At 68.3% G+C, this 22,913-nt stretch carries 17 protein-coding genes; 6 read left to right on the top strand and 11 right to left on the bottom strand.

Annotated elements, in window-relative coordinates:
- Nucleotides 1-9: 9 nt before the first annotated feature.
- Both ACX1DX_RS13475 and ACX1DX_RS13470 read right to left on the bottom strand, forming a co-directional pair.
- Complete coding sequence (locus ACX1DX_RS13475) at nucleotides 10-1,509, bottom strand: methylmalonyl-CoA carboxytransferase subunit 5S (protein ID WP_459397004.1); 1,500 nt, start codon at nucleotides 1,507-1,509, stop codon at nucleotides 10-12.
- Between the two features lie 181 nt (nucleotides 1,510-1,690).
- Nucleotides 1,691-1,918, bottom strand: coding sequence for a CsbD family protein (locus ACX1DX_RS13470; RefSeq protein ID WP_459397003.1), 228 nt, complete (start codon nucleotides 1,916-1,918; stop codon nucleotides 1,691-1,693).
- A gap of 306 nt (nucleotides 1,919-2,224) precedes the next feature.
- Here ACX1DX_RS13470 and ACX1DX_RS13465 point away from each other — a divergent pair, with 306 nt between their 5' ends.
- The 3 genes from ACX1DX_RS13465 to ACX1DX_RS13455 are packed head-to-tail and all read left to right on the top strand — an operon-like array spanning nucleotide 2,225 to nucleotide 6,274.
- Nucleotides 2,225-4,615 carry a glycoside hydrolase family 3 C-terminal domain-containing protein gene (locus ACX1DX_RS13465; RefSeq protein WP_459397002.1) on the top strand — a complete coding sequence of 797 codons (2,391 nt, stop codon included), beginning with the start codon at nucleotides 2,225-2,227 and terminating at the stop codon, nucleotides 4,613-4,615.
- A gap of 24 nt (nucleotides 4,616-4,639) precedes the next feature.
- Nucleotides 4,640-5,260, top strand: a complete 621-nt coding sequence (locus ACX1DX_RS13460) for a hypothetical protein (RefSeq protein WP_182762471.1) — start codon at nucleotides 4,640-4,642, stop codon at nucleotides 5,258-5,260.
- Between the two features lie 9 nt (nucleotides 5,261-5,269).
- The gene (locus ACX1DX_RS13455; RefSeq protein ID WP_459397001.1) at nucleotides 5,270-6,274 is read left to right on the top strand and encodes a glycosyltransferase family 2 protein; all 1,005 of its coding nucleotides are present in this window, start codon (nucleotides 5,270-5,272) and stop codon (nucleotides 6,272-6,274) included.
- Here the strand turns inward: ACX1DX_RS13455 and ACX1DX_RS13450 are convergent.
- Together ACX1DX_RS13450 and ACX1DX_RS13445 are read right to left on the bottom strand one after the other, a co-directional pair.
- On the bottom strand, nucleotides 6,267-7,568 hold the full coding sequence (locus tag ACX1DX_RS13450) for an ATP-binding protein (RefSeq protein ID WP_182762475.1): 1,302 nt from the start codon (nucleotides 7,566-7,568) through the stop codon (nucleotides 6,267-6,269). The genes ACX1DX_RS13455 and ACX1DX_RS13450 overlap by 8 nt on opposite strands.
- A complete protein-coding gene (locus tag ACX1DX_RS13445; protein WP_459397000.1) occupies nucleotides 7,565-8,278 on the bottom strand; it encodes a LytR/AlgR family response regulator transcription factor in 714 nt (237 codons plus the stop codon). The genes ACX1DX_RS13450 and ACX1DX_RS13445 overlap by 4 nt, the downstream gene beginning before the upstream one ends.
- An 87-nt stretch (nucleotides 8,279-8,365) precedes the next feature.
- Here ACX1DX_RS13445 and glf point away from each other — a divergent pair, with 87 nt between their 5' ends.
- Entirely contained in the window at nucleotides 8,366-9,505 is a 1,140-nt protein-coding gene (glf, locus tag ACX1DX_RS13440) for a UDP-galactopyranose mutase (RefSeq protein ID WP_182762478.1), read from the top strand.
- A 69-nt stretch (nucleotides 9,506-9,574) separates the two neighbouring features.
- On the opposite strand, the gene ACX1DX_RS13435 is transcribed toward glf, so the two are convergent.
- The 4 genes from ACX1DX_RS13435 to ACX1DX_RS13420 all read right to left on the bottom strand — a co-directional run bounded on the left by ACX1DX_RS13435 (nucleotide 9,575) and on the right by ACX1DX_RS13420 (nucleotide 17,095).
- Complete coding sequence (locus ACX1DX_RS13435) at nucleotides 9,575-12,532, bottom strand: glycoside hydrolase family 3 C-terminal domain-containing protein (RefSeq protein ID WP_459396999.1); 2,958 nt, start codon at nucleotides 12,530-12,532, stop codon at nucleotides 9,575-9,577.
- 47 nt (nucleotides 12,533-12,579) lie between these two features.
- Nucleotides 12,580-12,990, bottom strand: a complete 411-nt coding sequence (locus tag ACX1DX_RS13430; RefSeq protein WP_345578009.1) for a hypothetical protein — start codon at nucleotides 12,988-12,990, stop codon at nucleotides 12,580-12,582.
- Nucleotides 12,991-13,158: 168 nt separating this feature from the next.
- On the bottom strand, nucleotides 13,159-15,537 hold the full coding sequence (locus ACX1DX_RS13425; protein ID WP_459396998.1) for a glycoside hydrolase family 3 N-terminal domain-containing protein: 2,379 nt from the start codon (nucleotides 15,535-15,537) through the stop codon (nucleotides 13,159-13,161).
- A 199-nt stretch (nucleotides 15,538-15,736) separates the two neighbouring features.
- Entirely contained in the window at nucleotides 15,737-17,095 is a 1,359-nt protein-coding gene (locus ACX1DX_RS13420; RefSeq protein ID WP_459396997.1) for a hypothetical protein, read from the bottom strand.
- Between the two features lie 128 nt (nucleotides 17,096-17,223).
- Between ACX1DX_RS13420 and ACX1DX_RS13415 the strand changes: the two genes are divergently transcribed.
- Entirely contained in the window at nucleotides 17,224-17,787 is a 564-nt protein-coding gene (locus tag ACX1DX_RS13415; RefSeq protein ID WP_182766221.1) for a DinB family protein, read from the top strand.
- A 114-nt stretch (nucleotides 17,788-17,901) separates the two neighbouring features.
- Nucleotides 17,902-18,315, top strand: coding sequence for a CBS domain-containing protein (locus ACX1DX_RS13410; protein WP_182766222.1), 414 nt, complete (start codon nucleotides 17,902-17,904; stop codon nucleotides 18,313-18,315).
- A gap of 31 nt (nucleotides 18,316-18,346) precedes the next feature.
- On the opposite strand, the gene ACX1DX_RS13405 is transcribed toward ACX1DX_RS13410, so the two are convergent.
- The 3 genes from ACX1DX_RS13405 to ACX1DX_RS13395 form a co-directional block, all read right to left on the bottom strand.
- Nucleotides 18,347-19,207: a hypothetical protein gene (locus ACX1DX_RS13405; protein ID WP_459396996.1), complete on the bottom strand. Its 861-nt coding sequence runs from the start codon at nucleotides 19,205-19,207 to the stop codon at nucleotides 18,347-18,349.
- A 297-nt stretch (nucleotides 19,208-19,504) separates the two neighbouring features.
- Entirely contained in the window at nucleotides 19,505-20,491 is a 987-nt protein-coding gene (locus tag ACX1DX_RS13400) for an acetylxylan esterase (RefSeq protein ID WP_459396995.1), read from the bottom strand.
- A gap of 4 nt (nucleotides 20,492-20,495) precedes the next feature.
- Nucleotides 20,496-22,793, bottom strand: coding sequence for a beta-glucosidase (locus tag ACX1DX_RS13395; RefSeq protein ID WP_459396994.1), 2,298 nt, complete (start codon nucleotides 22,791-22,793; stop codon nucleotides 20,496-20,498).
- Nucleotides 22,794-22,913: the final 120 nt, after the last annotated feature.

Raw genomic sequence — 22,913 nt, 5'->3', positions numbered from 1 at the left:
ATGTTCTCCTTAGGCCGGCTCGACGGCAACGCTGTGCGAGCGGCCGGCAATGGTGACGTTGTACTTGACGGGGCCGGTGATGCCGGGGCGCTCAGCGCCGGCCTTCTGGGCGGCCGCTTCGGACTTGAGCTGGGCGTGGGTCTTGCCGACGCTCTTGGGGCCTTCGTCGCGCGACTTGAGGAACTTCGGCGCCACACCCGGGAACATCGCGTTGGTGAGGACGTCCTCCTCGGAGCCGTCGTAGCCGTCGAGGTTCGAGGCGGCCTTGACCAGTTCGTCCCATTCGGGCTTCAAGTGGTCTGCCGGGCGGTCCGTGATGACCTCCTTCTTGGCCTGCGCCTGCGCCAGTGCGACGACCTCAGGGTTGCGCTCGCCGAGGCATTCGCCGTAGTAGCCGAGCATCAGGTCCGCGAATTCACCGGTGAGCACCTTGTAGCGGCCCATCAGCACGTTGAACACGGCCTGCGTGCCCACGATCTGCGACGACGGGGTGACCAGCGGCGGCTGGCCCGCGTCGGCCTTGACCCGGGGCACTTCCTCCATGACCTCGCGGATGCGGTCACCCGCGCCCTGCGCCTTGAGCTGCGACTCCATGTTGGAGAGCATGCCGCCGGGGATCTGGGAGGAGAAGATGTCGGTGTCGACCAGCGTGGCCGACTCGAATTCCTTGTACTTGGGGCGCACCGTGGCGAAGTGGTCACGGATGCGCAGGAGGCGCTCCATGTCGAGGCCGGTTTCGTAGCCGGTGCCCTCGAGCATCGCCACGAGCGACTCCGTGGGGTTGTGTCCGGGGCCCAGCGACATCGACGAGATCGCGGTGTCCACGACGTCGGCGCCGGCCTCGATGGCCTTCATCAGGGACACGAGCGTCACGCCGGTGGTGGAGTGGCAGTGCACGTTGATCTGGACGTCGCCGTAGGTGTCCTTGATGCCCTTGACGATGTCGTAGGCCTGCTGCGGCTGCAGGAGCGCGGCCATGTCCTTCAGGGCGATGGACTCGGCGCCCATGTCCAGGAGCTGGCCGGCCAGGCGGATGTAGCCCTCAACCGTGTGGACTGGAGAGACGGTGTAGCAGATGGTGCCCTGCGCGTGCTTGCCGACGTTCTTGACGGCCTGCATCGCCTTGGCCATGTTGCGGGGGTCGTTGAGGGCGTCGAACACGCGGAACACGTCCATGCCGTTCTCGGCGGACTTCTCCACGAACTTCTCGACGACCATGTCCTCGTAGTGGCGGTACCCCAGGAGGTTCTGGCCGCGCAGCAGCATCTGCAGCTGCGAGTTGGGCATCAGCTCGCGGAAGGTCCGCAGCCGCTTCCAGGGGTCTTCGTTCAGGAAGCGGATGCACGCGTCGAACGTCGCGCCGCCCCAGCATTCAACCGACCAGTAGCCTGCCTGATCGATGTCTTCGCACGCATCCACCATGTCTTCCATGGCCATGCGAGTCGCCATCAAACTCTGATGTGCGTCGCGGAGCACGAGCTCCGTCACGCCGATCTTTCGCGCTGTCATGGCAACTATCCAATCATGGCCGCCACGCGCTCCATGAGGCACCCCCGAGAAAGCCGGGTGCCGGGGGAAAGTAGTCTGTTGTGTCGTCCGTTCGCGGACGCTCCGGGTACGCGAGACAGCAAACGGGACCACCCGCGAGGGATGGTCCCGTTTGGTTCATGGCCGTGTGGCCGGACCGTTGTCAGTGACGACGGTCGTCGGTGACGGAATCCTTGAAGTCCTCAACCTTGTCGGCGACGGTGCCTGAGGCATCGCCCACCTTCTCGTCGACCTTGTGGCCGACTTCCGAGACGTTTGCCTCGATGCGGTCCTTCTGACCACTACGGCGGAGTTCTTCGTTGTCGGTTGCGTCGCCGATGCCTTCTTTGGCCTTACCGACGGTTTCCTTCATCTGGTCTCCGAGTCCCATAGGCTGCCTCCTAGCGGTCGGTGGATAGGACTTCCCAATGTACCCGCAGGGTTGGGGTCAACCAAGGGTTTCGTGAAATCCCCGCCATAGGGGTGGGATCTGGGCCGCTCCGCCTCGGCCGAGGACCGCCCCGCACCCCGCCCACAGCGCGGGGCCACCAGGCACCCGACGACGGATCGTGCCGCGGATCGTGCCGACTGTGCATCGGTGCCGGTGCCCACTCCCACGCCTGTGGTCGACTTTCGGACGACCCCTTCCCGGGCCGCCCGCACCGGCTCCGGGGGACGCGAATCAATGGAGATACCCATGACCCAGGAACTCACGACGCTTGAGAAGGCCGCCCTGCTGAGCGGCAAGAACGTCTGGCAGTCACGCGACCTGCCCAGGCACGGCGTCCCGTCGTTCTTCATGGCCGACGGCCCGCACGGCGTCCGCAAGCAGGTGGGCTCCGGCGACCACCTCGGCCTCAACGCCTCCGAACCGGCCACCTGCTTCCCCACCTCGGCGACGGTGGCCTGCAGCTGGGACGTCGACTTGGCCGAGGAGGTGGGGCACGCGCTCGGGCGCGAGGCCGCCGCGCTGGGCGTCAACGTCTTGCTGGGCCCCGGCCTCAACCTGAAGCGCAGCCCTCTGGGCGGGCGCAACTTCGAGTACTTCTCCGAGGACCCCTACCTCAGCGGCAAGCTGGCCGCCGGCTACGTGCGGGGCATCCAGGCCGAAGGTGTCGCGGCCACTCCCAAGCACTTCGCGGTCAACAGCCAGGAACTGCGCCGGATGGCGTCAGATTCCGTCGTCGACGAGCGCACGCTGCGCGAGGTGTACCTCACCGCCTTCGAGATCGTGGTCCGCGAGGCCGCGCCCCGTGCACTGATGAGCTCCTACAACCTCGTCAACGGCACGTATGCCCACGAGAACCGCCACCTGCTCACGGACATCCTGCGCGGTGAATGGGGCTTCGACGGCGTGGTGATCAGCGACTGGGGCGGCAGCAACGACCCCGTCGCCGCCGTCGCCGCCGGCGCCAACCTGGAGATGCCGGCCCCGGGGCTGGACTCGGTGCGCCAACTGGTCGAGGCCGTCCACGACGGGCGTCTGTCCGAGGCCGACCTCACAGCCCGGGCCGCCGAAGTCGTCAGGCTCGCCCTCGCCGGTGCCGACGCCGAGCGCCCCACCGTCGACCACGACGCCCACCATGCACTCGCCCGCCGCGCCGCCGAGGAGTCGATGGTGCTGGTGCGCAACGAGGATGACATCCTCCCCCTCTCCCCCGGCACCCGCGTGGCGCTCATCGGCGACATGGCCGACACGCCGCGCTACCAGGGGGCCGGCTCGTCCCAGGTCAACCCCACCCGGCTGAGCTCCGCCCGCGAGGCCATCGCCGACAGCGGCCTGGAGTTCACCGCGTTCGCGCAGGGCTACCGTCGCCACTCCGGCATCGACGGCGACCTCGAGGCGCAGGCGGTATCCGCCGCGCGCGCCGCCGACGTGGCGCTGGTCTACCTGGGCCTCGACGAGATCAGCGAATCCGAGGGCGTGGATCGCCGCCACATCGACCTGCCCGACGCCCAGCTTTCCCTGCTGCGCGCCGTGGCCGCCGTCAACCGGAATGTGGTGGTGGTGCTCAGCGCGGGCTCCGTCGTGGACCTGGCGTGGGCGGAACAGACCCGGGCCGTGCTGCACGGCTACCTGTCCGGGCAGGCCGGCGCCGAGGCGGCCCTGCGGGTGCTGACCGGCGAGGTATCGCCGTCGGGCAAGCTCGCGGAGACCTACCCGGTGTCGCTGGTGGAGACCCCCACGTTCGGGCGCTTCCCCGCCGAGGGCCGCGCGAGCGTCTACCGCGAGGGTCTGTTCGTCGGCTACCGCCACGCCGAGGCAGCCGGGCGCTCGGTCCGCTACCCGTTCGGCCACGGCCTGAGCTACACCGACTTCACCTACTCGGATCTCCACCTCACCGAGGCCGGCGCCGAATTCACGATCACCAACACCGGCCCGGTGGCCGGCGCGGAGATCGCCCAGCTCTACGTCTCGACGCCCGCCAGCGCCGTCGTCCGGCCGGTCAAGGAACTCAAGGGCTTCGTGAAGGTGCACCTCGCCGCGGGCGACTCCGCCAGCGTGACGATCCCCTTCGACCGCTACACCTGGCGCCACTTCGACGCCACCTCCGGCGTCTGGGAGACCGAGGGCGGGCTGCGCCGCGTCCTCGTGGGCGCCAGCTCCGCCGACCTGCGGCTGGGCGGCGAACTGCAGATCCCGGGAGTCGCCGTCGACCCGACCGTCGCGCCTGAGACCGTGCGCCGCGCAATGCTGCGCGGCCTCGCCGACGACGAGTTCAGCGACCTGTTCGGCATCACCGTGCCCAGGGACGCCACCTCCGGCGCGCTGGACCGCAACGACCCGCTCGGCGACCTCAGCCGCGCCCGCAGCCCCCTGGGCCGGTTGGCGCACTGGATCCTCGTCACCCTGCGCCGTCGAAGCGAGGCCAAGGGCGAGCCGGACCTCAACATCCAGTTCCTGTACAACATGCCGTTCCGGGCCATCGCGAAGATGTCCAACGGCATGGTCAGCGACGAGATGGTCGACGGCATCGTCGCGCTCGTGAACGGCCACCACTTCCGTGGGCTGCGCACCATCGTCGGCGGCTTCTTCCGCAACCGGCGCCTGGGCAGGGACCTGTCCCGCCAGCTCAACGCACACTGAAATCACCAAGGAGCAGACCCGCCCATGTTCACCAAGATCCGCACCGCGTGGGGCCGTTACAGCGAGCGCCACCCGGAACTGTCGAAGTTCCTGATGTTCTTCATCCTCAGCAACGGGGTCACCGTGCTGCAGATCATCGTCATGCCGCTGTTCCGCGCCATCTTCGCGCGCACCTCACTGATCGACACCAACTTCCAGGTGTGGCCGGTGGGCGCCAACGTCGACGGCTCCCAGTACTTCATCTTCGACTACGCCGCCGGCGCCCTGCCCGACGGAGGGGGCGGCCTGGCCTACTTCCTCGCCGTCCAACTCGCCATCGGCATCGCGCAGATCATCAACTTCTTCGCACAGCGCAACATCACGTTCAAGTCGAACACCAGCATCTGGCGGGCCGCGTTCTGGTACCTGGTGGCCTACGTCGTCATCACCGTCGTGGCGGCGGCCGCACAGGGCTTCTACAAGGCGCCGATCTACACCTTCCTGATCAACACCCTCGGCTGGGGACAGACCGGCGAGACCGTCGCAGACGTCGTCACGATGATCATCAACGCGGCCATCTCGTTCTGGGTGTTCTACCCCATCTTCAAGCTCATCTTCCGTCAGGAGCCCGTGCCCGCCGAAGACGTCGCTGAGCAGACGGTCTGAGGACCGGACATGACGACCCTGACCCTGGCCGTGCCGAGCTACAACTCGGCCGCCTACCTCCACCGCTGCCTCGACTCCCTGATGCCGCTCGACGACGACCTCGAGGTCATCGTCGTCAACGACGGCTCCAGCGATGACACCTCGGCCATCGCGCACCGCTACGCGGAGGCGCACCCCGGGCAGGTGCGCGTGGTGGACAAGGCCAATGGCGGCCACGGGTCGGCGGTCAACGCCGGCCTGGACGCCGCCACGGGGCGCTACTTCCGGGTGGTGGACAGCGACGACTGGCTCGACCGCGAGGCGCTCACGGCGCTGCTCGGCGTGCTGCGCGGCCAGGATCGGCTGGACCTCGTCGTGACGAACTTCGTCTACGAGAAGGAGGGCCGCACGCCCCGGCACGCCATGCGCTACCGCTCCACCCTCCCCACGGGGCGCGAGTTCGGTTGGGACGAGGTGGGCCGGTTCCGCGCCGACCAGGGGATGCTGATGCACGCGCTGACCTACCGCACGGCGGTGCTGCGCAACTCCGGCATGCGCCTGCCGGAGCACACCTTCTACGTCGACAACCTCTACGCCTTCGTGCCCCTGCCCTACGTGCAGCGGCTGTTCTACCTGGACGTGGACCTGTACCGGTACCACATCGGCCGCGCCGACCAGTCGGTCAACGAGGCCGTCATGCTGAAGCGCCTGGACCAGCAGCTGCGCGTCAACCGCCTGATGATCGGCGCGCTACCGTCGCCCGGTTCGACGCCGGATGCCCTGCACCGCTACCAGGTGCACTACCTGGGGCTGGTGTGCGCCGTCTCCTCGATCATGCTGATCCGCGCCGGAGGGCCGGAGCAGTTGCAGCAGAAGCGCGAGTTGTGGCGCGACCTTCGCGCCGCCCACGCGCCGGCGCACAGGCAGCTACGACGCAGCGGCATGGGCCAGCTGGTCAACCTGCCCGGCCGCACCGGACGCAGCGTCTCGGTGCTTGCCTACCGCGTGGCGCAGTCGGTCGTCGGGTTCAACTGAGCGGGAGTAGCACCGTCAGGGTGAACCAGTTCTCGCGGCCGACGAAGGTGGCCTCGCCGCCGTACTTCTCGGCCGCCTGCTTGATGCTCTTCACTCCCAGGCCGTGCGTGCCCCCCACCTTCCGGGTGGCGAGTTCGCCCTCCTCGTAGCGCAGCTCGCCGTCGAAGTAGTTCTCGAACTTCAGCACGACGAAGCGGGCCTGGTTGAACACGGCCACCCGGATCAGTCGCTGCTCCGGCTCGGGCAGGCGCATCACGGATTCGATGGCGTTGTCCAGCGCGTTGCCGCAGATGCTGGCCAGGTCCATCACGTCGACGAACCCCAGGGCGCCGCCGTCAGCCACGGCCGTGAAGTTGATGCCCCTGGATCGGCAGTAGCGGGCCTTGGACGTCAGCACGGTGTCCAGCACCGGGTTGCCGGTGTCGAACGCGGCGCCGAACTCGTTGAGCGACTCCTCCAGGGCATCGAGGTGCTTGCCCCGCTGCTCCGGATCCCGCTCGGACCGGATCACGGCGAGGTGGTGCTTGAGGTCGTGGGAGGCGCGGCTGACCTGTTCGATGTCGCGCTTGGCCGCCAGGTACTGGTCGTGCTGGGTGCGCAGGATGGCGTCCATGGCAGCCACCTCCAGGTCTGCACGCTGCTTGCGCAGCTGCTCGTGCTGGGCGTACAGCGCGATGTAGCCGGCCAGATCCACCAGCGTGCGGATGTAGAAAACCTCCAGGGAGATCTCGCCGCTGAACGGCGTGTTGGGGGTCACGAAGCTGAGGTTGCTCAGGCCGAATGTGCCCACCGCCATGGCGATGGCGATCGCCAGCATCCGCGGCTCGACGGCCGGCGCCATCCCGTCGAAATGCCGCCGCTCCAGCACGTGCGCGACCCCGAAGGCGGCCGCATACAGCGCCAGCAGCACGAGCGTGGGGAACAGTGCGGTGATTCCTGGCTCGGGGTGGAAGTAGAAGGCGTGGATCTGCCACTCCAGCGACGCGACCAGCTCCGCCAGCACGAACGCCCGGGCGGTCACGTAGCCGGCGTCGCGGGCGTTGACCGTGGTGGCGATACCGACGAAGGCAAGCATGCACGCGGCCGCCAGCCCCATCCCGAGCGTCCACAGGTACTGCGGCAGCGTGCCGGCGAACAGCTGCACGCCGACCAGTAGCCCCAGGCCCCCCGCCAGGGCGGCCACCGTGCCGGCCACGCCCCACCGTCGGGGCAGGACGAGGATGTAGACGACGCAGGCGAGCCACTCCGCCAACCCCGTGAATTCCCGCGGGATGTTGGGCAAGATCTCGGTCACGCGGGGTTCCCGCCGAAGTAGGCGGACAGGGCCTCCAGGAACGGCTTCTTCCGCGCGCGGCTGACCGGCAGGGAGACACCGCCGGTGTGCTTGGATTCGCTGCCGCTGAACCCCTCCACATGGCGCAGGTTCACCAGCAGGAAGCTGTTGGAGCGGTAGAAGCCGCGCGGCTCGAGTTGGGTGGCCATCTCCTTGAGCGTGCCGATCATCGACAGCTTCTCATCCACCATGTGGAAGACGAGCCGGTGCTTGATGCTCTCGATGTAGATTACGTCAGCCAGGTCCACGCGCAGCATCTCGCCGCCGACGCCGAGCATGATGTGCTCGTCGCGGGCCTTGTCGAGACGCTCCAGCGACCTCTTCAACTCCTGCGAGAACGCGAAGTACGGAACGGGCTTCAACAGGTAGCTCAGGGCGTCCACCTCGTAGCCCTTGATGGCGAACTGCGCCATGTTCGTGACGAAGATCAGGATGACGCCCGGGTCCACCTCGCGGATCAGGCGGGCGGTGGCGAAGCCGTCCAGGTTGTCCATCTGGACGTCGAGGAAGATGATGTCGAACCGGGGGCGGTAGGAGGCGGTCAGTTCCGAACCGTCGGCGAACTCCTCCACCTTGAACTGGACGCCGCTTTCGAACTCGTACCGGGCCAGATAGCCCTGCAGGAGGTGGCGGCTCTCCGGCTGGTCGTCAACGACGCCGATGGTGATCATCAGTCCCTCCTCGCTCGCCCTCACATTACCAATCTGGCCCCTGTCCACGCTGGTAGCCTTACCCGGGAGCCGCAGCCGGGAGGGAACATGGATCTGTTGGTCGTAGGGTCCGGGCTCTTCGGGCTGACCATCGCGGAGAGGGCCGCCACCGAACTGGGCCTTCAGGTGACGGTCGTGGAGTCCCGCAACCACATCGGGGGCAACGCCTGGAGCACGGTCGACGAGGCCACGGGCATCGAGGAACACCGCTACGGCGCGCACATCTTCCACACCTCCAACGACAACGTGTGGGGCTACGTCAACCGGTTCACCCGGTTCACTCCCTACGAGCACCGGGTCTACGCCCGTCACCGCGGCGAGGTGTTCCCGCTGCCCATCAACCTGGGCACCATCAACCAGTTCTTCCGTCGCGGCATGAGCCCCGACGAGGCTCGCGGTCTCATCGCGGAGCAGGCAGCTGAGCTGGGCGGGCGCGAACCGGGCAACCTTGAGGAGAAGGCGATCTCACTGATCGGCCGGCCCCTGTACGAGGCGTTCATCCGCGGCTACACGGCCAAGCAGTGGCAGACGGACCCGCGCGAACTCGCGTCGAGCATCATCACCCGGCTCCCGGTGCGCTTCACCTACGACAACCGCTACTTCAACGACACCTACCAGGGCATGCCCCGCGACGGCTACGCCGCCTGGCTGCAGCGCATGGCGGACCATCCCCGCATAGACGTCCGGTTGGGCGTGGATTTCCTGGAGCCCGGGCACGAATTCAGCCGCGGCTCCGCCGTCGGCCAGGTGCCCGTGGTCTACACCGGCCCGCTGGATCGCTACTTCGGGCACCGCTACGGGGCCCTCGGCTGGCGGACGGTGGATTTCGACCGTCGCGTGCTCGACGTCGATGACCATCAGGGCACCGCAGTCATCAACGAGTGCGACGAGGACGTCCCCTACACGCGCACGCTGGAGTTCAAACACTTCCACCCCGAGCGCACCCACCGTTCCGGCACCGTCGTGGTGCGGGAGTTCTCCCGCTTCGCGCAGGCGGCAGACGAACCGTTCTACCCCGTCAACACCTCCGAGGACCGGGCCGTCCTGGAGCAGTACCGGCAGGCAGCCTCGGACGAACCACGCGTGCTGTTCGGCGGGCGGCTGGGCACCTACCAGTACCTCGACATGCACATGGCGATCGGCTCGGCGCTCAGCCGCTTCGACAGCGTCGTGCGCGCCTGGTTCTGACGCCGGACACACAGCTGCGGGGCCCGCTCGGAAGCGGGCCCCGCAGTTGTCGTCAACCGTCGGTGTGGGTCAGGCTGCGCTGACCTCACCGGAGTGCCTGCGCACCCGGCGCCACACCAGGAACGCGCCCAGCAGGACCAGGGCGCCCAGCACGGCGGTGACCGCGTACTGGATGTAGACCCAGGTGGGGGGCGTGTAGTCCACCGTCGCGCCCGGGGCCAGCCCGTTCATCGCGTTGGAGTTGGCCACCGTGAACAGGATGTTGTGGGTGGCGTTGCGGATGTCCGTGACGGCCTTCGCCGACGTCGTGTCCACGAAGGACTTCGACGGCTGGAACGTCAGCGTCAGGTCCGTGCCCGCGCTGATGCTCTGGTTGGGGTTCATGTACGGGTACAGGTTGAAGTCCGAGATCGCGAAGCCCTGGAAGCCCCATTCGTTCCGCAGCACGTTGGTCATCAGCGCCTCGGAGCCGCCGGCCCACGTGGAGCCGATGCGGTTGAAGGAGCTCATGATGCCCGCCGCGCCGATGGTGGTGTCGGTGCGGGTGCCATCGGCACCCGAAATGTAGGACACGTCCATCGAGATGTTCTTGACGGCCATCTCGAAGGGCTTGAGGTACAGCTCGCGGATCGTCTGCTCGGTCGCCCACGTGGCGATGCCGTTGTTGACGCGGTTGGTCTCCTGCTCATTGAGCGCGAAGTGCTTGAGCATCGTGTAGACGCCCTTCTCGGCGACACCGTTGGCCACAGAGGTCAGCAGCGCACCCGACAGCAGCGGATCTTCCGAGTAGTACTCGAAGTTGCGGCCGCCGAACGGCGAGCGGTGCAGGTTGGCCGCCGGGGCGTACCAGCCGTTGATGCCCTTGTGGAGCGCCTCGTTGCCGAGCATGCGGCCCATCTCGGTGCCCAGGTCGACGTCCCACGTCTGCGCGATGAGGAACTGCGACGGGTAGGCAACGCCGTTGATGGACGAGTTGATGAACGACGAGAAGCCCGCGGGGCCGTCCGGCTCCAGGGTCTGCGGCTTGGCGATCGAGCCGATGCCTGCGGTCTGGTAGGCGCCGTTGAGCAGCAGGTCGGACATCTCGGAGACCGTCAGCGAATCCAGCAGTTCGGCCCACTGGGGATCATCCTTGGCCAGGCCGCGCATGTCGATGAGGGTCAGGTCCGACCCCTTGCCGGTGGCAGGCTTGTCGCCGTCGAACTCGTCGGCCGCAGCCTCGTGATCCCACGGTGCGAAGCCGGCGACGATGGCGTCGCCCGCCACGTACTGATCCTCCGACGGGGCGGTCGGGAAGGTGCCCGCGAAGTCGGCGCGCGACATCGAGACGACCTTGCCGTCCTGGGGCGCGGCCGCGAATTGCTCGGAGACGCCGTCGAACTGGTTGGTGACCTCGGTGAGATCGGTGGAGCGGTGGTTGTCGCCGGAGTACACCACGGTCTCGTCCACGGTGTAGGCGATCGGCTCCACGCCGTCGGCGAGGGTGTGCGAGTCCGTTCGCAGGCTGATCTCGTAGTCGCCGGCCTCCAGGACGTAGGCGCGGTTCTCCAGGTGGTCGTAGGACGCCATGTCCTCGACCGCGAACTCGAGCGTGAGGGTCTCTGAGGCGCCCGGTTCGATCATGTCCGTCTTGGCGAAGGCCCCCAGGACCACCTCTGCCTTCTCGATGCCGCCCGGCGTGTAGGGCGCCGAGTAGTACAGCTCGACGACGTCGCGGCCGGCGACGGCACCGGTGTTGGTGACCTCCACCTCCACCGAGATGGCGCCGTCCACGGCACCCGCCTCGGAGGACACGACGCGCCAGGCGAAGTCGGTGTAGCTGAGGCCGTGGCCGAACGGGTAGACCACCGCGTCGTCGTAGTCGATGAAGCCCTCAGCGGCCGCCGTCTCGTAGTAGCGGTAGCCGATGTAGATGCCCTCCGCGTAGTTCACGAACGGGGCGTCGGAGGTCAGCGTCGCGTTGGAGGTGGCGCGCTCCACGGCCGAGACCGGGAAGGAGGCTTCGATGTTGTTGTAGATGAAGTCGCCGAAGTTCGCGTAGGTGGGGTCCTTCGTGAAGTCGGCGGCCCAGACGTCGGCGGTGCGGCCCGAGGGGTTCACGTCGCCGGCGAGGATACCGCCGAGCGCAGAGAATCCGCTGGCGCCGGGCGAGCCGGCCAGCAGGATGGCGTCGACCCCGGCGTCGTCCTGGAGATCGCCCAGTTCCATGGTGGTGGAGGCGTTGACGACGACCACCACGGTGTCGAACGACGACTTCGCGAGCTCGATGAGGTCGCGCTCGTCCTGGTTCAGTTCCAGCTGGTGCTGACCATCGACGGCGTTCTCGTCCCAGCCGGCCATGTCACGGGTGAGGTCGCCGCCCTCGCCGCCGGGGCGGCCGATGAAGACGATGCCCGCATCCGCGAAGTCCTGGAACGAGCCCTGGAGGGCCTCGTACTGTGCGACGGGGAGCTCACCGATGGTGTAGCTGGAGGCCTCGGGGTTGTCCATCTCGATGTGGCCCCGACGGTTCTCGGCGGCGAACGCCTCGATGGCCGTGTAGACCTCTTCGTTGATCTCGAACCCGGCGCCCTCGAGCCCGCCGCGGGCGGTCACCGCGGAGCGGGTGTCGACGGAGCCGGAGCCGGCGCCGCCGAAGACGGGGTCCGCGGCCGCGCGGCCCAACATGGTGACCCGCCGGCCCGAGGCGAGCGGCAGGGCCGCGCCGTCGTTCTTGGCCAGCACGATGCCGCCTGCGGCGATCTCCTCGACGAGTTCCTTGGCCGCCGCGTCGACATCATCGATGGTGGCGAAATCGGCCGTGTAGTACTCGGTGTCCCACCCCTCGGATTCCTCCGAGTTGGTGAAGGTGTAGGTACCAGAACCGAGCTGGGAGGCGACCCAGCCGCCGCCGACCACGAGCGCCACGTTGGCGGCGATGATCAGGGCGGTCACCGTCACGAGGACGGGGACCCAGATCCACAGGAACCTCTTGTTCGGCATTGGCGCCTTCCGGCGATCAGAGACCTTCTTCGGTCTGGCGTTCACTACTTGTCTCCTTCGAGCACAGGTTCAATGATGAGGTGTGGGGGCGCTTACTCGGAAACTTCGGAGATTTCGCCGTCCTGGTCGATCTGCCAGGTCTTGTCGTCGGCGGCGGAATCGGCTTCGATGGTGAACTTGCCGTCCTTGATCTCGATGGTTCCCTGCACGCGGGAGGTCTTCTCCGAGAAGGTGTAGGGCATCACGAGCAGGCCGTACTTCACGGTGGGGGCCTCGACGTCGCTGGCCAGCATGACCTGGTTCCAGTCGTCGTCCTTGAGTGCTTCGAGCACGGTCTGGCGGGCGTTCTCCAGGTCTTCGGCCACGTCCACCTCGCTGGCGGCGGGCGCGCTAACGGCGGGGGCGGCGGCGTCGTCCCCGGCGGAGCAGGCGGTGACGCCCAGGGCGCCGGTCAGCGCGAACAGGAGGCCGAGTCCGGTGGTCAGAATCTTGTTGGTCTTCACTTCTTGTTCCTTATCGTCTGTGGCTCCGGGCGGGTCCCGGTGCCGGGAACGGGTGGCGGGCCGAAGTGGATCGGCCCGCCACCCGGGCGGTGTGGTTGGTCAGCCGGCGATGGGGCCGGCGTAGTTCAGGCCGAAGCCGTAGTCGTAGACGTTGCCGTTGGCGTCTGTCTAGGGCGTCACGTCCTTGGCGACGTCCTCGAACTGCTTCTCGACGGTGTCCATGTCCGCGGGGAACTGGATGGGCAGGCGGCCCTTGGGCTCGTACAGGCCCAGGGAGACCTCGATCAGCGCCTGGTCGCTCGTGCCGAAGCCGACGACGATGGCATCGGATTTCGCCTCGAACTCCGCCGGGATGACCGGGTTGGCCGCCTTGAGGACGGTCACGACGGGGATGTCCTTGCCGCTGGCTTCGACGGCCGCGACGGCCCGCTCGAACGAATCCAGGTCGGCCTCGTTGGAGATGCGCGAGGTGTTGCCGAAGTAGGAGCGGTTCTGCTTGGTGCCGTCCTCGAGAAGGTCGCCCGAGATCGACACCTTGCGGACGTTCTCGCCGTCGGCGGTGTAGGGACGGTACTGCAAGGACAGCGGGTACCACTCGCCGGTCGCGGCGTCGAAGCCCGAGTTGCCGAACACGGCGCCGGCCACGGGGCTGTCCATGCCGACGAGCACGAGGTCGACATCGCTCAGGTCTGGCGCGGTGTAGCCGACGACCTTTCCGTCAGCATCCTTCTCCACCTCGTCGGTGACGACCTTGGAGAAGTACTTGGCAGCGACGTCGAGGTCCATGGTCGGGCCCTCGGTGTAGGCCGGTTCGCCGAAGATGCTCGCCGTGCCGACGTCGTAGGACTGGGGGATGTACACGGTCTTGTCGGACCACTGTGCTGCCTCGGCCGCGGCGATGGTGCCGTCGTCGTTCTTCAGCATGACCACCGAATCGAGTTGGGCGGCGTAGCCGGCCTCCACCTTGTCCTCGCTCGCCAGGGTCTCGGCCGACTGCTCGGGGTCGAGGAAGGCGCTCTCGTAGAGGCCGGGATTGAAGAACATGGTGAGGATGCGGGCGCCGGACTCCTGGAAGCGGGTCTCCGCGTCCACGTCGAGTTCGCCGGCCTCGTGCTTGGTCTGCCACAGCTCGGCCGCCTCGAGGAGGAAGGTGGCGTCGTTCACGCCGCCGAACATGTCGTGGCCGGTGCCCAGCACCTCGACGTATCGCTCCGCCGGGCTGAGCTCCTCCGCGCCCCACGCGGTGCCGATGAAGGCGCCCTCGTCCTTGGCCCCCGTCATGACTCCCCAGTCGGTGACGATGACGCCCTGGTAGGAGTTGTCCTCCCGAAGGATCGCCATGCGGCTGGCGTCGTACGCCGTGCCCATGCGGTCCTCGAACAGTGGCTCGCCGTCGGCGTCCAGCGCGATCGAGTAGGCCGTCATGACTGCTGCGGAGTCGAGCGCACCCTGGAAGACCGAGACGTGCTCGGCCAGGTTGTCGCCCGGGTAGACGCCGTACTTGCCGGCGTCGGTGTGGGCCTCGCGGCCACCCTCGCCCGGCCCGTCGCCGGCGAAGTGCTTGATCATGGCGTTGACGGATTCCGTCCCCCAAGCGTCTCCGCCCCCGGTGCCCTGGAAGCCGTCGACGTAGGCGGCGGCCAGTTCGGCCGCCTGGGCTGCGTCCTCACCGAAGGTGCCGCCGACGCGCAGCCAGCGGGGTTCGGTGGCGAGGTCGATCTGGGGGCTCAGCGCGGTGGAGATGCCCAGCGCACGGTATTCAGCAGAGGCCATCTCGCCGAAGTTCTGGGTGTGCTCCGCGTTGAACGTTGCCGCCAGGCCCAAGTTGGAGGGCCAGCGGGAGATGTCGGCGCCATCGGCGTTGTAGCCGCCGGAGCCGGCGGTCGACCGCGGGTCGGAAGCGAAGTTGACCGGCACGTAGGGGGTGTCCTCCGTGGACAGGGTCTCGACGAACGCCTGCATCTCGTTGACCCACGGCACGGTGACCTTGGCGTCGCTGCCGGCCGCGTTCAGGACGGCGCGCAGGTTGGACTCGGACAGGTAGGTCTTCTGCGCGTCGGTGAGGCCGTCCGCAGGGGTGCGCTCGTGCGAGCTGAACAGCATGAGGCCGGCGATCTGCTCGATCGACATCTGGCCGGCGAGGTCGGCGGCGCGCTCGGTGGCTTCGACCCGCCAGTCCTCCCACACGTCGAGTTCGCCGTTGGCGTTCATGTCCTTGAACGCGTACGTGGCGCCGTCGATCTCCTCCTCGAGCAGCGTGACGCCGCTCTCGGCGCCGTAGGACAGGGTGGGGCCGTCCCCGGGGTTGTCGACGACCATGAAGGTCGTGGTGCCGTCGGTGACCTCACGCTCGGTGTAGTCGCCGGTGGTGGTGGTCTCGCTGACCGACTGCGCAGCCGAAGGTGTCGGGGACTGGGTCCCCTGCTGCGCCGGGGCTGCGGTGCAACCCGAAAGAGCCATGGCCGCCACGCCGGCGAAAGCCAGGACACGCACGGCGGAGCGCTTCATCGGATGCCCCCCTGCACCCTCACGCTGAAGTACCTTCATCTAATTCTCCTCGTCGAGTGGGACGCGGCCGGGCGGCCGCGTGATACCGCGAGCAACTCAATCAGCCGTCCGGAGAGGCGCTCGCCGCCTGAGCACAACCTGTCGGTCTGTGCGCACAATCGGCCGGGAGGGGGCCCATATACGGGCCGGAGCGGCAGCCATCAGGCTGCCGCTCCGAGTGTCGTCCATGCGAGGTGGATCAGGTGAACTGGACGATGTTGTTGAAGAGCCACGTGTCCACGACGCGGTAGGTAGTTGCGCCGGCCGACACCGGCTCAGCCACCTTCGCCATCGCGTACGCGCGGCAACCGTTACGACCCGAGGTGGCGGTGTCGCACTCGACGCGCCACTTCCGGCCGTCCGTCGCCGTCCACTCGCCCGTGTGGCCGACGGTGCCGTTGCCGCCCACCGGGTTGCCCTTCCAGAGGGAACGCGGCGACGGCTTGTAGGTCAGGTTGTTGAACGCCCAGCCGTCGAGCCGGTTGAACGTGCCCGCCTGATAGAGGATCTGGGTGGCCCAGATCTCCGTGCGGCACCGCTCCGTGGCGGAGTACGCCTCGCACGTCGTGCGCCACTTTCGGCCGTTGAGGTCCCACGTGCCGGGGGTGGTGTAGACGTTGAACAGCTTGCTGTCCATGGCGAGCTTCCAGTCCATGAACTGCTGCGGCGTGCCGACAGGGGTGAGGCCGGTCTCGCCGTGGGTGACGTTGACCACCCGCATCTCGTAGCGACCGGAGACCAGCCCGACGGGGAGCTGGCCGCGGAGCTTCGTGATGCCGGCGCCGGCGCCCTGGACTGGCCCGTTGACGTCGAGCGGGACCCACTTCGTGCCCTGCTTGAGCTGCACGCTGTAGCGCCCCGAGCTCGACGCGTTGTACAGCAGGCGCGTGAACGCACCGTCCTTCGTGGGGGCTGCCTCGAAGCCGCGGTCGCGGGGCCGCTTGCTCACCAGGGAGACGCGGTCCATTCCTGCGTACCGGTCTGCCGAGTTGAGCACCATTCCCCGTACGGGCCGCCAGTCGCTGGGCTGCACCGCGATCGTCGCCTGGGAGGTGTACTCGCCAGGCAGCGCGCGCGTCTTGAGGCTGGCCCGCGCGACGCCGACGGTGTCGGTCGCCTTGACCTTCTTGGGGGTGACCATGACCGGGTCCGAGAGGGGGGCGAACATCACCCGGTTGTCGGCGTCGCGCACCTCGTAGACGATCGCGCTCAGCGAGACGGTCACGTTGGGGACGCCGCGCACCGAAACGTGCAGCGTGACGCCCTCCTCCGGGCTGGTGGTGAGGAATTGGGAGTCCACCGCGATGGAGCAGGTGGAGCCGTCGGTGGGGACGCCTCCGCACAGCTTGATGGTCTCCTCCCCCGCCGTCGCCTGCGCCGCCGGGGAGCTGAAAGCGAGACCAGTCACGGCCAGGGCCGCGGCGATGACCGCTCCCAGCCAGGCTTTCATGGACTTCATGGGCATCCTGGTGCCAGTGAGCCTGCCCGCCCCGTGGAGCACTGCGCCCCCCAAGGCCAGCACCGCAGCTGCTGCGGCGCTGAGAAACTTCTTCACCATGGATCTTCCCTCTCGTTAGCGGATCCGAGGGCATTCTGTCTGGGTCCGGGGTCACCTGGGGCGCCCTGTCCAGACTGTCCACAGGCCGACGCCCGGCTTTCGCCGTTTCACCCTCTAGGCTTCTTCGCATGACCAATCAGATCGCCGAACAGCACTCCGCTCTCGCCGGCAAGCTCGCCGCCATCGCGGCCAACGTCACCGACTGGGACGCACCCACCCCCGTGCAGGAATGGCGCGCCCGCGACGTGCTGGCCCACCTCATGGGCTGGCTCCCCGGCATGCTCAACGGAGCCGGAGTGGAACTCCCCACCGTGGAGGTCGGGGACGACGTGCTCGCCGCATGGTGGAAGCACACCGCCAACGTGCAGGCACTCGTGGAGGACGACGAGCAGGTGGCCCGCGTCATCGACGTCGGCCAAGGCGACCAGACGCTCGGCCAGGTGCTTGAGCAGTTCTACCTCGCAGACCTGTTCATGCACCGCTGGGACCTGGCGAAGGCATCCGGCCAGGACGCCGAATGGGAGCCCGAGGTGGTGGCCGGGATGGTCGAGGGCATGGCACCCATCGCCGAGGCGCTGGGCGCTTCTGGCGAGTTCGGCACCCCCGTCGTGCTGGACGAGTCGCACACTCCTGAGGAGCGTCTCGTGGCGCTGATCGGGCGCGATCCGAACTGGGCGCCCATCGTTCACTGAGCCCACCCGCTGGGTCCCTTCTCACCCATTGGTGTCCTTCCCACCTGGGCGCTGCTGTGACAGGGTGGAAAGACGGCTGGCCGACGGCCGGCTCAACCCATCGGGAGGTAAGCGATGACTACCGCACGAGAACTCATGACCTCACCCGCCCAGTGCCTGGCGCCGGACGACACCCTCGTTGACGCCGCCAAGCAGTTGGCCCAGCACGATGTCGGCTCCATGCCGGTGTTGGAGAACGGCCGCCTGGTCGGCGTGCTGACAGACCGCGACATCGTGGTCAACGGCATCGCCAAGGGCGTCGACCCGGCGTCGTGCAGCGTCCGCGACGTCGCCACCAGGGACGTGGTGTGCGTCGACGTGGATGACGACGCCTCCGTCGTGGCCAAGGTGTTGGCAGACAACCAGATCCGCCGCGTCCCCGTCCTCGACGGCGACGAGGTGGTGGGCATCGTCGCGCAGGCCGATGTCGCCGTTCAGATGGACGTGTCCACCGTGGGTGAGACCGTGGGGGCGATCTCCGAGGAGTGACCCGCCCAGGGATATTCCGAGTGCGGACCTATCAGGTGACTTCACCGGATAGGTCCGCACTCCATTTTGTCAGTGGGTCTCGTTCATGGGTCTCGACCACCGGGCAGGCGGGGCACTGCTGCATCCGCTCTGACCAACCGCCGCGACGCAGGAGGGTCGCCACCTGGGTGGCCGCTCCACAGGGCTCGTCATTGGTGTTGTGCCAGCCGTAACGGAGCGTGCGGCTGTCGTCGTCCACGATGTTGGCGTTGTCGCGGCGCATGTCGCGGGACCAGTTGCCGTGATCACGCTTACCGTCCAGTTCGAGGATGAGGCCGTATTCCTCGTACCTGCCGTCGACGCGGCCCGCCTCGCGCTGGACCTGCCTGTCAGGCAGCGGCAATCCGTGGGCCTGCAGCACCTTCCGGTGGAACTGCCACTCGAGGGCCGACTCGATGCCCCTCCCAGCGGCCGTCGACAATTCCTCCAGCACAGCCCTGTGCCGGACGGCCCTCCGCTTCCCCACCCTCGCCAGGACGCGCCCCGGTGTCGTCTTCTTCTGTGCGAAGGCACGAGCCACGGCCGAGACGGCCTCGTTCTCGTCCGCTTCGTCAGCGATGTCCAGCAGCGTCTCTTCGACGCTGGTGCGCCGCGGGGTGAGATGCCCGCGACGGCTGGACCTCCGGAACCGCACGCTCCACTCGCCGACCGCGAACCCCAGGTGCTCGCGCGGCGCCCAGATGGTCACGTCCGAGGGCTCGTCGCGGACCACGCCGTGCAGGAATCCGGCCGCCCGGCCACCGACCGCTGCGTCAGCGCCGCCCCGGAGAACGCCCGACCAGGCCGCGCCGAGGAACGACGGCGGGGCGAGCAGGTACAGACCTTGGGCGACGCGCTGCCAGTCTCGCGCCATGCGCGAGATCACATCCTGGCTGAGCCCACCGTCGATCAGTTGTGCGGTGGTGAGTACTCCTGATTGGTCGTCAGCGAGGCGCCGGAGGGGTGGGGGGAGAGACTGTCGAGGTCGCATACGCCCAACCTTGAGCGGGCCGTCGGAGCAACAGCCAGCGTTTCGAGCGAACGGACAACACCCGACCGGGAACGGACAACACTTCAGCGTCCTCAGACAACACCGCTCACCGAGACAGACCCTCGACAAGTGCGGAGTTCCCGGGCGTGTATGCCCAGGAACTCCGCAGTCGGAAAACGGTCAGCCGCTGAGCTCAGCCAGCCACCGGTGGATCCGCTCCACCTGGTAGCCGCCGCCGCCCTCGTGGCCGTTGAAGGGGTAGACCTCGATGGACTTCTCGCCCGCGTAGTGGTGGTAGGCGGCGTACACCGTCGACGGGGGGGTGATCTGGTCCATCAGCGCCACCGAGAACAGCCCAGGCGACTCCGCCCGCGCGGCCATCGACATCATGTCGAAGTACGACAGCGTGCGCATCACCTGCTCGGCCCGCTGCGGGTAGGCCGCCAGGTAGTCGGCGACCTCCTTGTACGGGTAGGCGTCGGTCAGCCCGATGGCCCGGCGGAAGTGCGACATGAACGGCACGTCGGCCGCGCACCCGGCGATCCGCACGCCCCGGTGCCGAGCCAACCCGGCCACCGCCAGCGCCATGGCGCCGCCCTGGCTGCCGCCGGTGATGAACAACCGGTCGGCATCCACCCGCTCGTGGCCGGCGGCGGCCTCGGCCAACCGCACGGCGTCGACGAACAGGCGACGGTAGTAGTAGCCCTCCGGGTCCAGGACGCCGGCGGTCATGAAGCCGGGCACGCTGCCCGACGTCCGCAGCCCCGGGTCCTCGCTGCCCGGCTTGGGGCTGCCGTTGCGCCATCCCTGACCGCGCGCGTCGATCACGAACTGCGCGTACCCTCCGACGGCGAAGTGGATGTTCTCGAACGGCATGCCGCGGCCCATGGAGTACCCGGTGTACTGCACGACGGCGGGCAGCGGCCCCTCGATGCCCCGGGGCAGCGCGAGCCACCCGTAGACGCGGTGGCCGTCGAAGCCGAGCCAGCTCACCTCGAACGCGTCCAGCACCGCGAGGTGCGTCTCGACGGGTTCGCAGGTGAAGTCGAGCGGGCCGGAGCCGTGCTCCTCGAAGGTGCGGGCCCAGAACTGGTCGAAATCGGCGGGCTCGTCGAGTTCCGGCGCGTAGGTGGCCAGCTCGGCGGGAGTGAGGTCGAAGAATGCCATGGGATCAGCCTAGGGAGATCGACGGGACCAGCACACGGCCCTCGCCCACTTCGCGCACCGCGCCTGTGAGGGTGAAGGCGCCGACGAGCGGCGTGTCCTCGCTGCTCGCACCCACCTTGACCTCCATGGCGCCGGGCTCGACGATGCGGGTCTTGGCCAGCCCCGTGAAGCTCATCAGATCCGCGTGCAGGCCGAACGTGACCGTCCGCGACTCCCCCGCCTCCAGCGGGACCTTCGCATAGGCGACCAACTGCTTCAGGGGGCGCACCACCTGGCCGGTGAGGTCCGAGAGGTACACCTGGACGACCTCGGCGCCCGCCCTGTCGCCGGTGTTGGCGACGGTGGCGGTGACGGTGAGCTCGCCGTCGACGGGCACCTCGCTGGCGGAGAGCTGGAGATCGGAGATCTCGAAGGACGTGTAGGAGCTGCCGTGGCCGAACGGGAACAGCGGCCGCGGGTCCAGGTTGGACACGCCGTCGGAGAACCAGCCCAGCGGGGGCGCGATGTAGGTGCCGGGCTGGCCGCCCGGATGGTTCGGGATGCCGACGGGCAGCTTGCCGGTGGGATTCACGCGGCCGGACAGCACCCCCGCCATCGCCATGCCGCCCTCGGCGCCGGGCATGAAGGCCTGGACGATGGCGGCCGCCCGGTCCGCGAACGCGCCGAGCGAGTAGGGGCGACCCGAGACCACCAGCAGCACCGTCGGGGTGCCGGTGGCGAGGACGGCCTCGACGAGGTCGGCCTGGGCGCCGGGGAGGCGGAGGTCGACGGCGTCGCAGCCCTCGCCGGAGGTGCCGTGGCCGAACATGCCGGCCTTGTCGCCGACCGCCACGACGGCGACCTCGGCGTTCCTGGCCGCCTCCACCGCCGCCGCGATCCCGGAGGTGTCGGGCTCGAGGATGGGCACACCCTTCTCGACGGCGACCTCAGCCCCCGCGAACTCGGCGCGTACGGCGTCGGCCAGCGAGACCATGTCCAGGCCCATCTCCATGTCGGGGTGCCGCTGCATCACGTGGTTCGGGAACGAGTAGCAGCCGAGGAACGTCAGCGCGTCGTCGGCGATGGGGCCGACCAACGCGATGCTCTTCGCCTGGAGCGGCAGCAGGTTCTGGTCGTTGGCGAGCAGCACGATGGACTCTTCAGCCACGCGGCGGGCGATGTCGCGGTTGCGCTCACTGTCGAGGTTCACGGCGGCGCCGGCCGTGGCCGGGTCCCAGCCCTCGTCGAGCAGGCCCAGCTGGATCTTCTGGCGCAGCACGCGGCGGGCGGCCTGGCGGATGTCCGATTCGGTGAGGATGCCGCGCTCGACGGCTTCCTCGAGGTGCCCGAACGCGCCGGTCTCGGGCAGTTCCACGTCCATGCCCGCGTGCAGGCTGAGCGCGCCGGCCTCGGTCAGGTCGTCGACGACGCGGTGCATCGCCTGGAGGAAGCTCACGGACCAGTAGTCGGACACGACGGTGCCCTCGAAGCCCCAGCGTTCGCGCAGCACGTGCGTCAGCAGGTGGCGGCTGGCGGCGGCGGGCACCCCGTCGAGGTCCGAGTAGGAGTTCATCACGCTGGCCACCTTGCCCTCGCGGACCGCCATCTCGAACGGGGGCAGCAGGATGTCCTCGATCTCACGCGTGCCGATGCTGACCGGCGCGTGGTTGCGGCCGGCGCGGGAGGCGGAGTAGCCCACGAAGTGCTTGAGCGTGGCGAGGACGCCCGCGCCCTGCAAACCCTTCACGTAGGCGGTGCCGACGGTGCCCACCAGCATGGGGTCTTCGCCGATGGTCTCCTCGACGCGGCCCCAGCGGTAGTCGCGCACCACGTCGAGCAGCGGCGACAGGCCCTGGTGGACCCCGAGCGCGGCCATGTCCTGCCCGATGGCCGAGGCCATCTCCTCGATGAGCGCCGGGTCGAACGTCGCGCCCCATGCGATGGCCGCGGGGTAGACGGTGGCGCGCCACGCGGTGAGCCCGGTCAGGCACTCCTCGTGCGCGATGGCGGGGATGTCGAAGCGGGAGTGCTCGACGACCCGCCTCTGGAAGCTGGCCAGGTTCCCCACCCCCTCCTCCACTGAGACGGGCGCGCTGCCGAACACGCGGGTGAGGTGGCCCAAGCCGTCGCGGCTGACCTCCTCGAACTCGCCGCTCGACATCACAGACTCCATGGGGGCCACCTCGCCGCCGCCCTCCGCGCGCTCCTTCGGCCGGGGCCAGAAGGCGCCGAGCTGGCCGGCCATCTCGGCGAGCGTCATCTCGTCGAGCAGGGCGTCCACCCTCTCGTCAAGGGGGTGTTCGGTGTTTGCCCAGGGGTTCATGTGGTGCTCCATCGTCATCGAGTGAGTGTGTCGGTTACGAAAACGTTACCGAAAACGTTTGACATCGTGCACTTAGCTTGCCAGGATTAGTCTCACGGCACAACTAAATGCCATCAAAGT

The sequence above is a fragment of the Tessaracoccus zhenghani genome (genome assembly GCF_054552775.1).
Note: the sequence above shows the minus strand (reverse complement) of the source record. Positions and strands in the feature narration are given on the sequence as shown.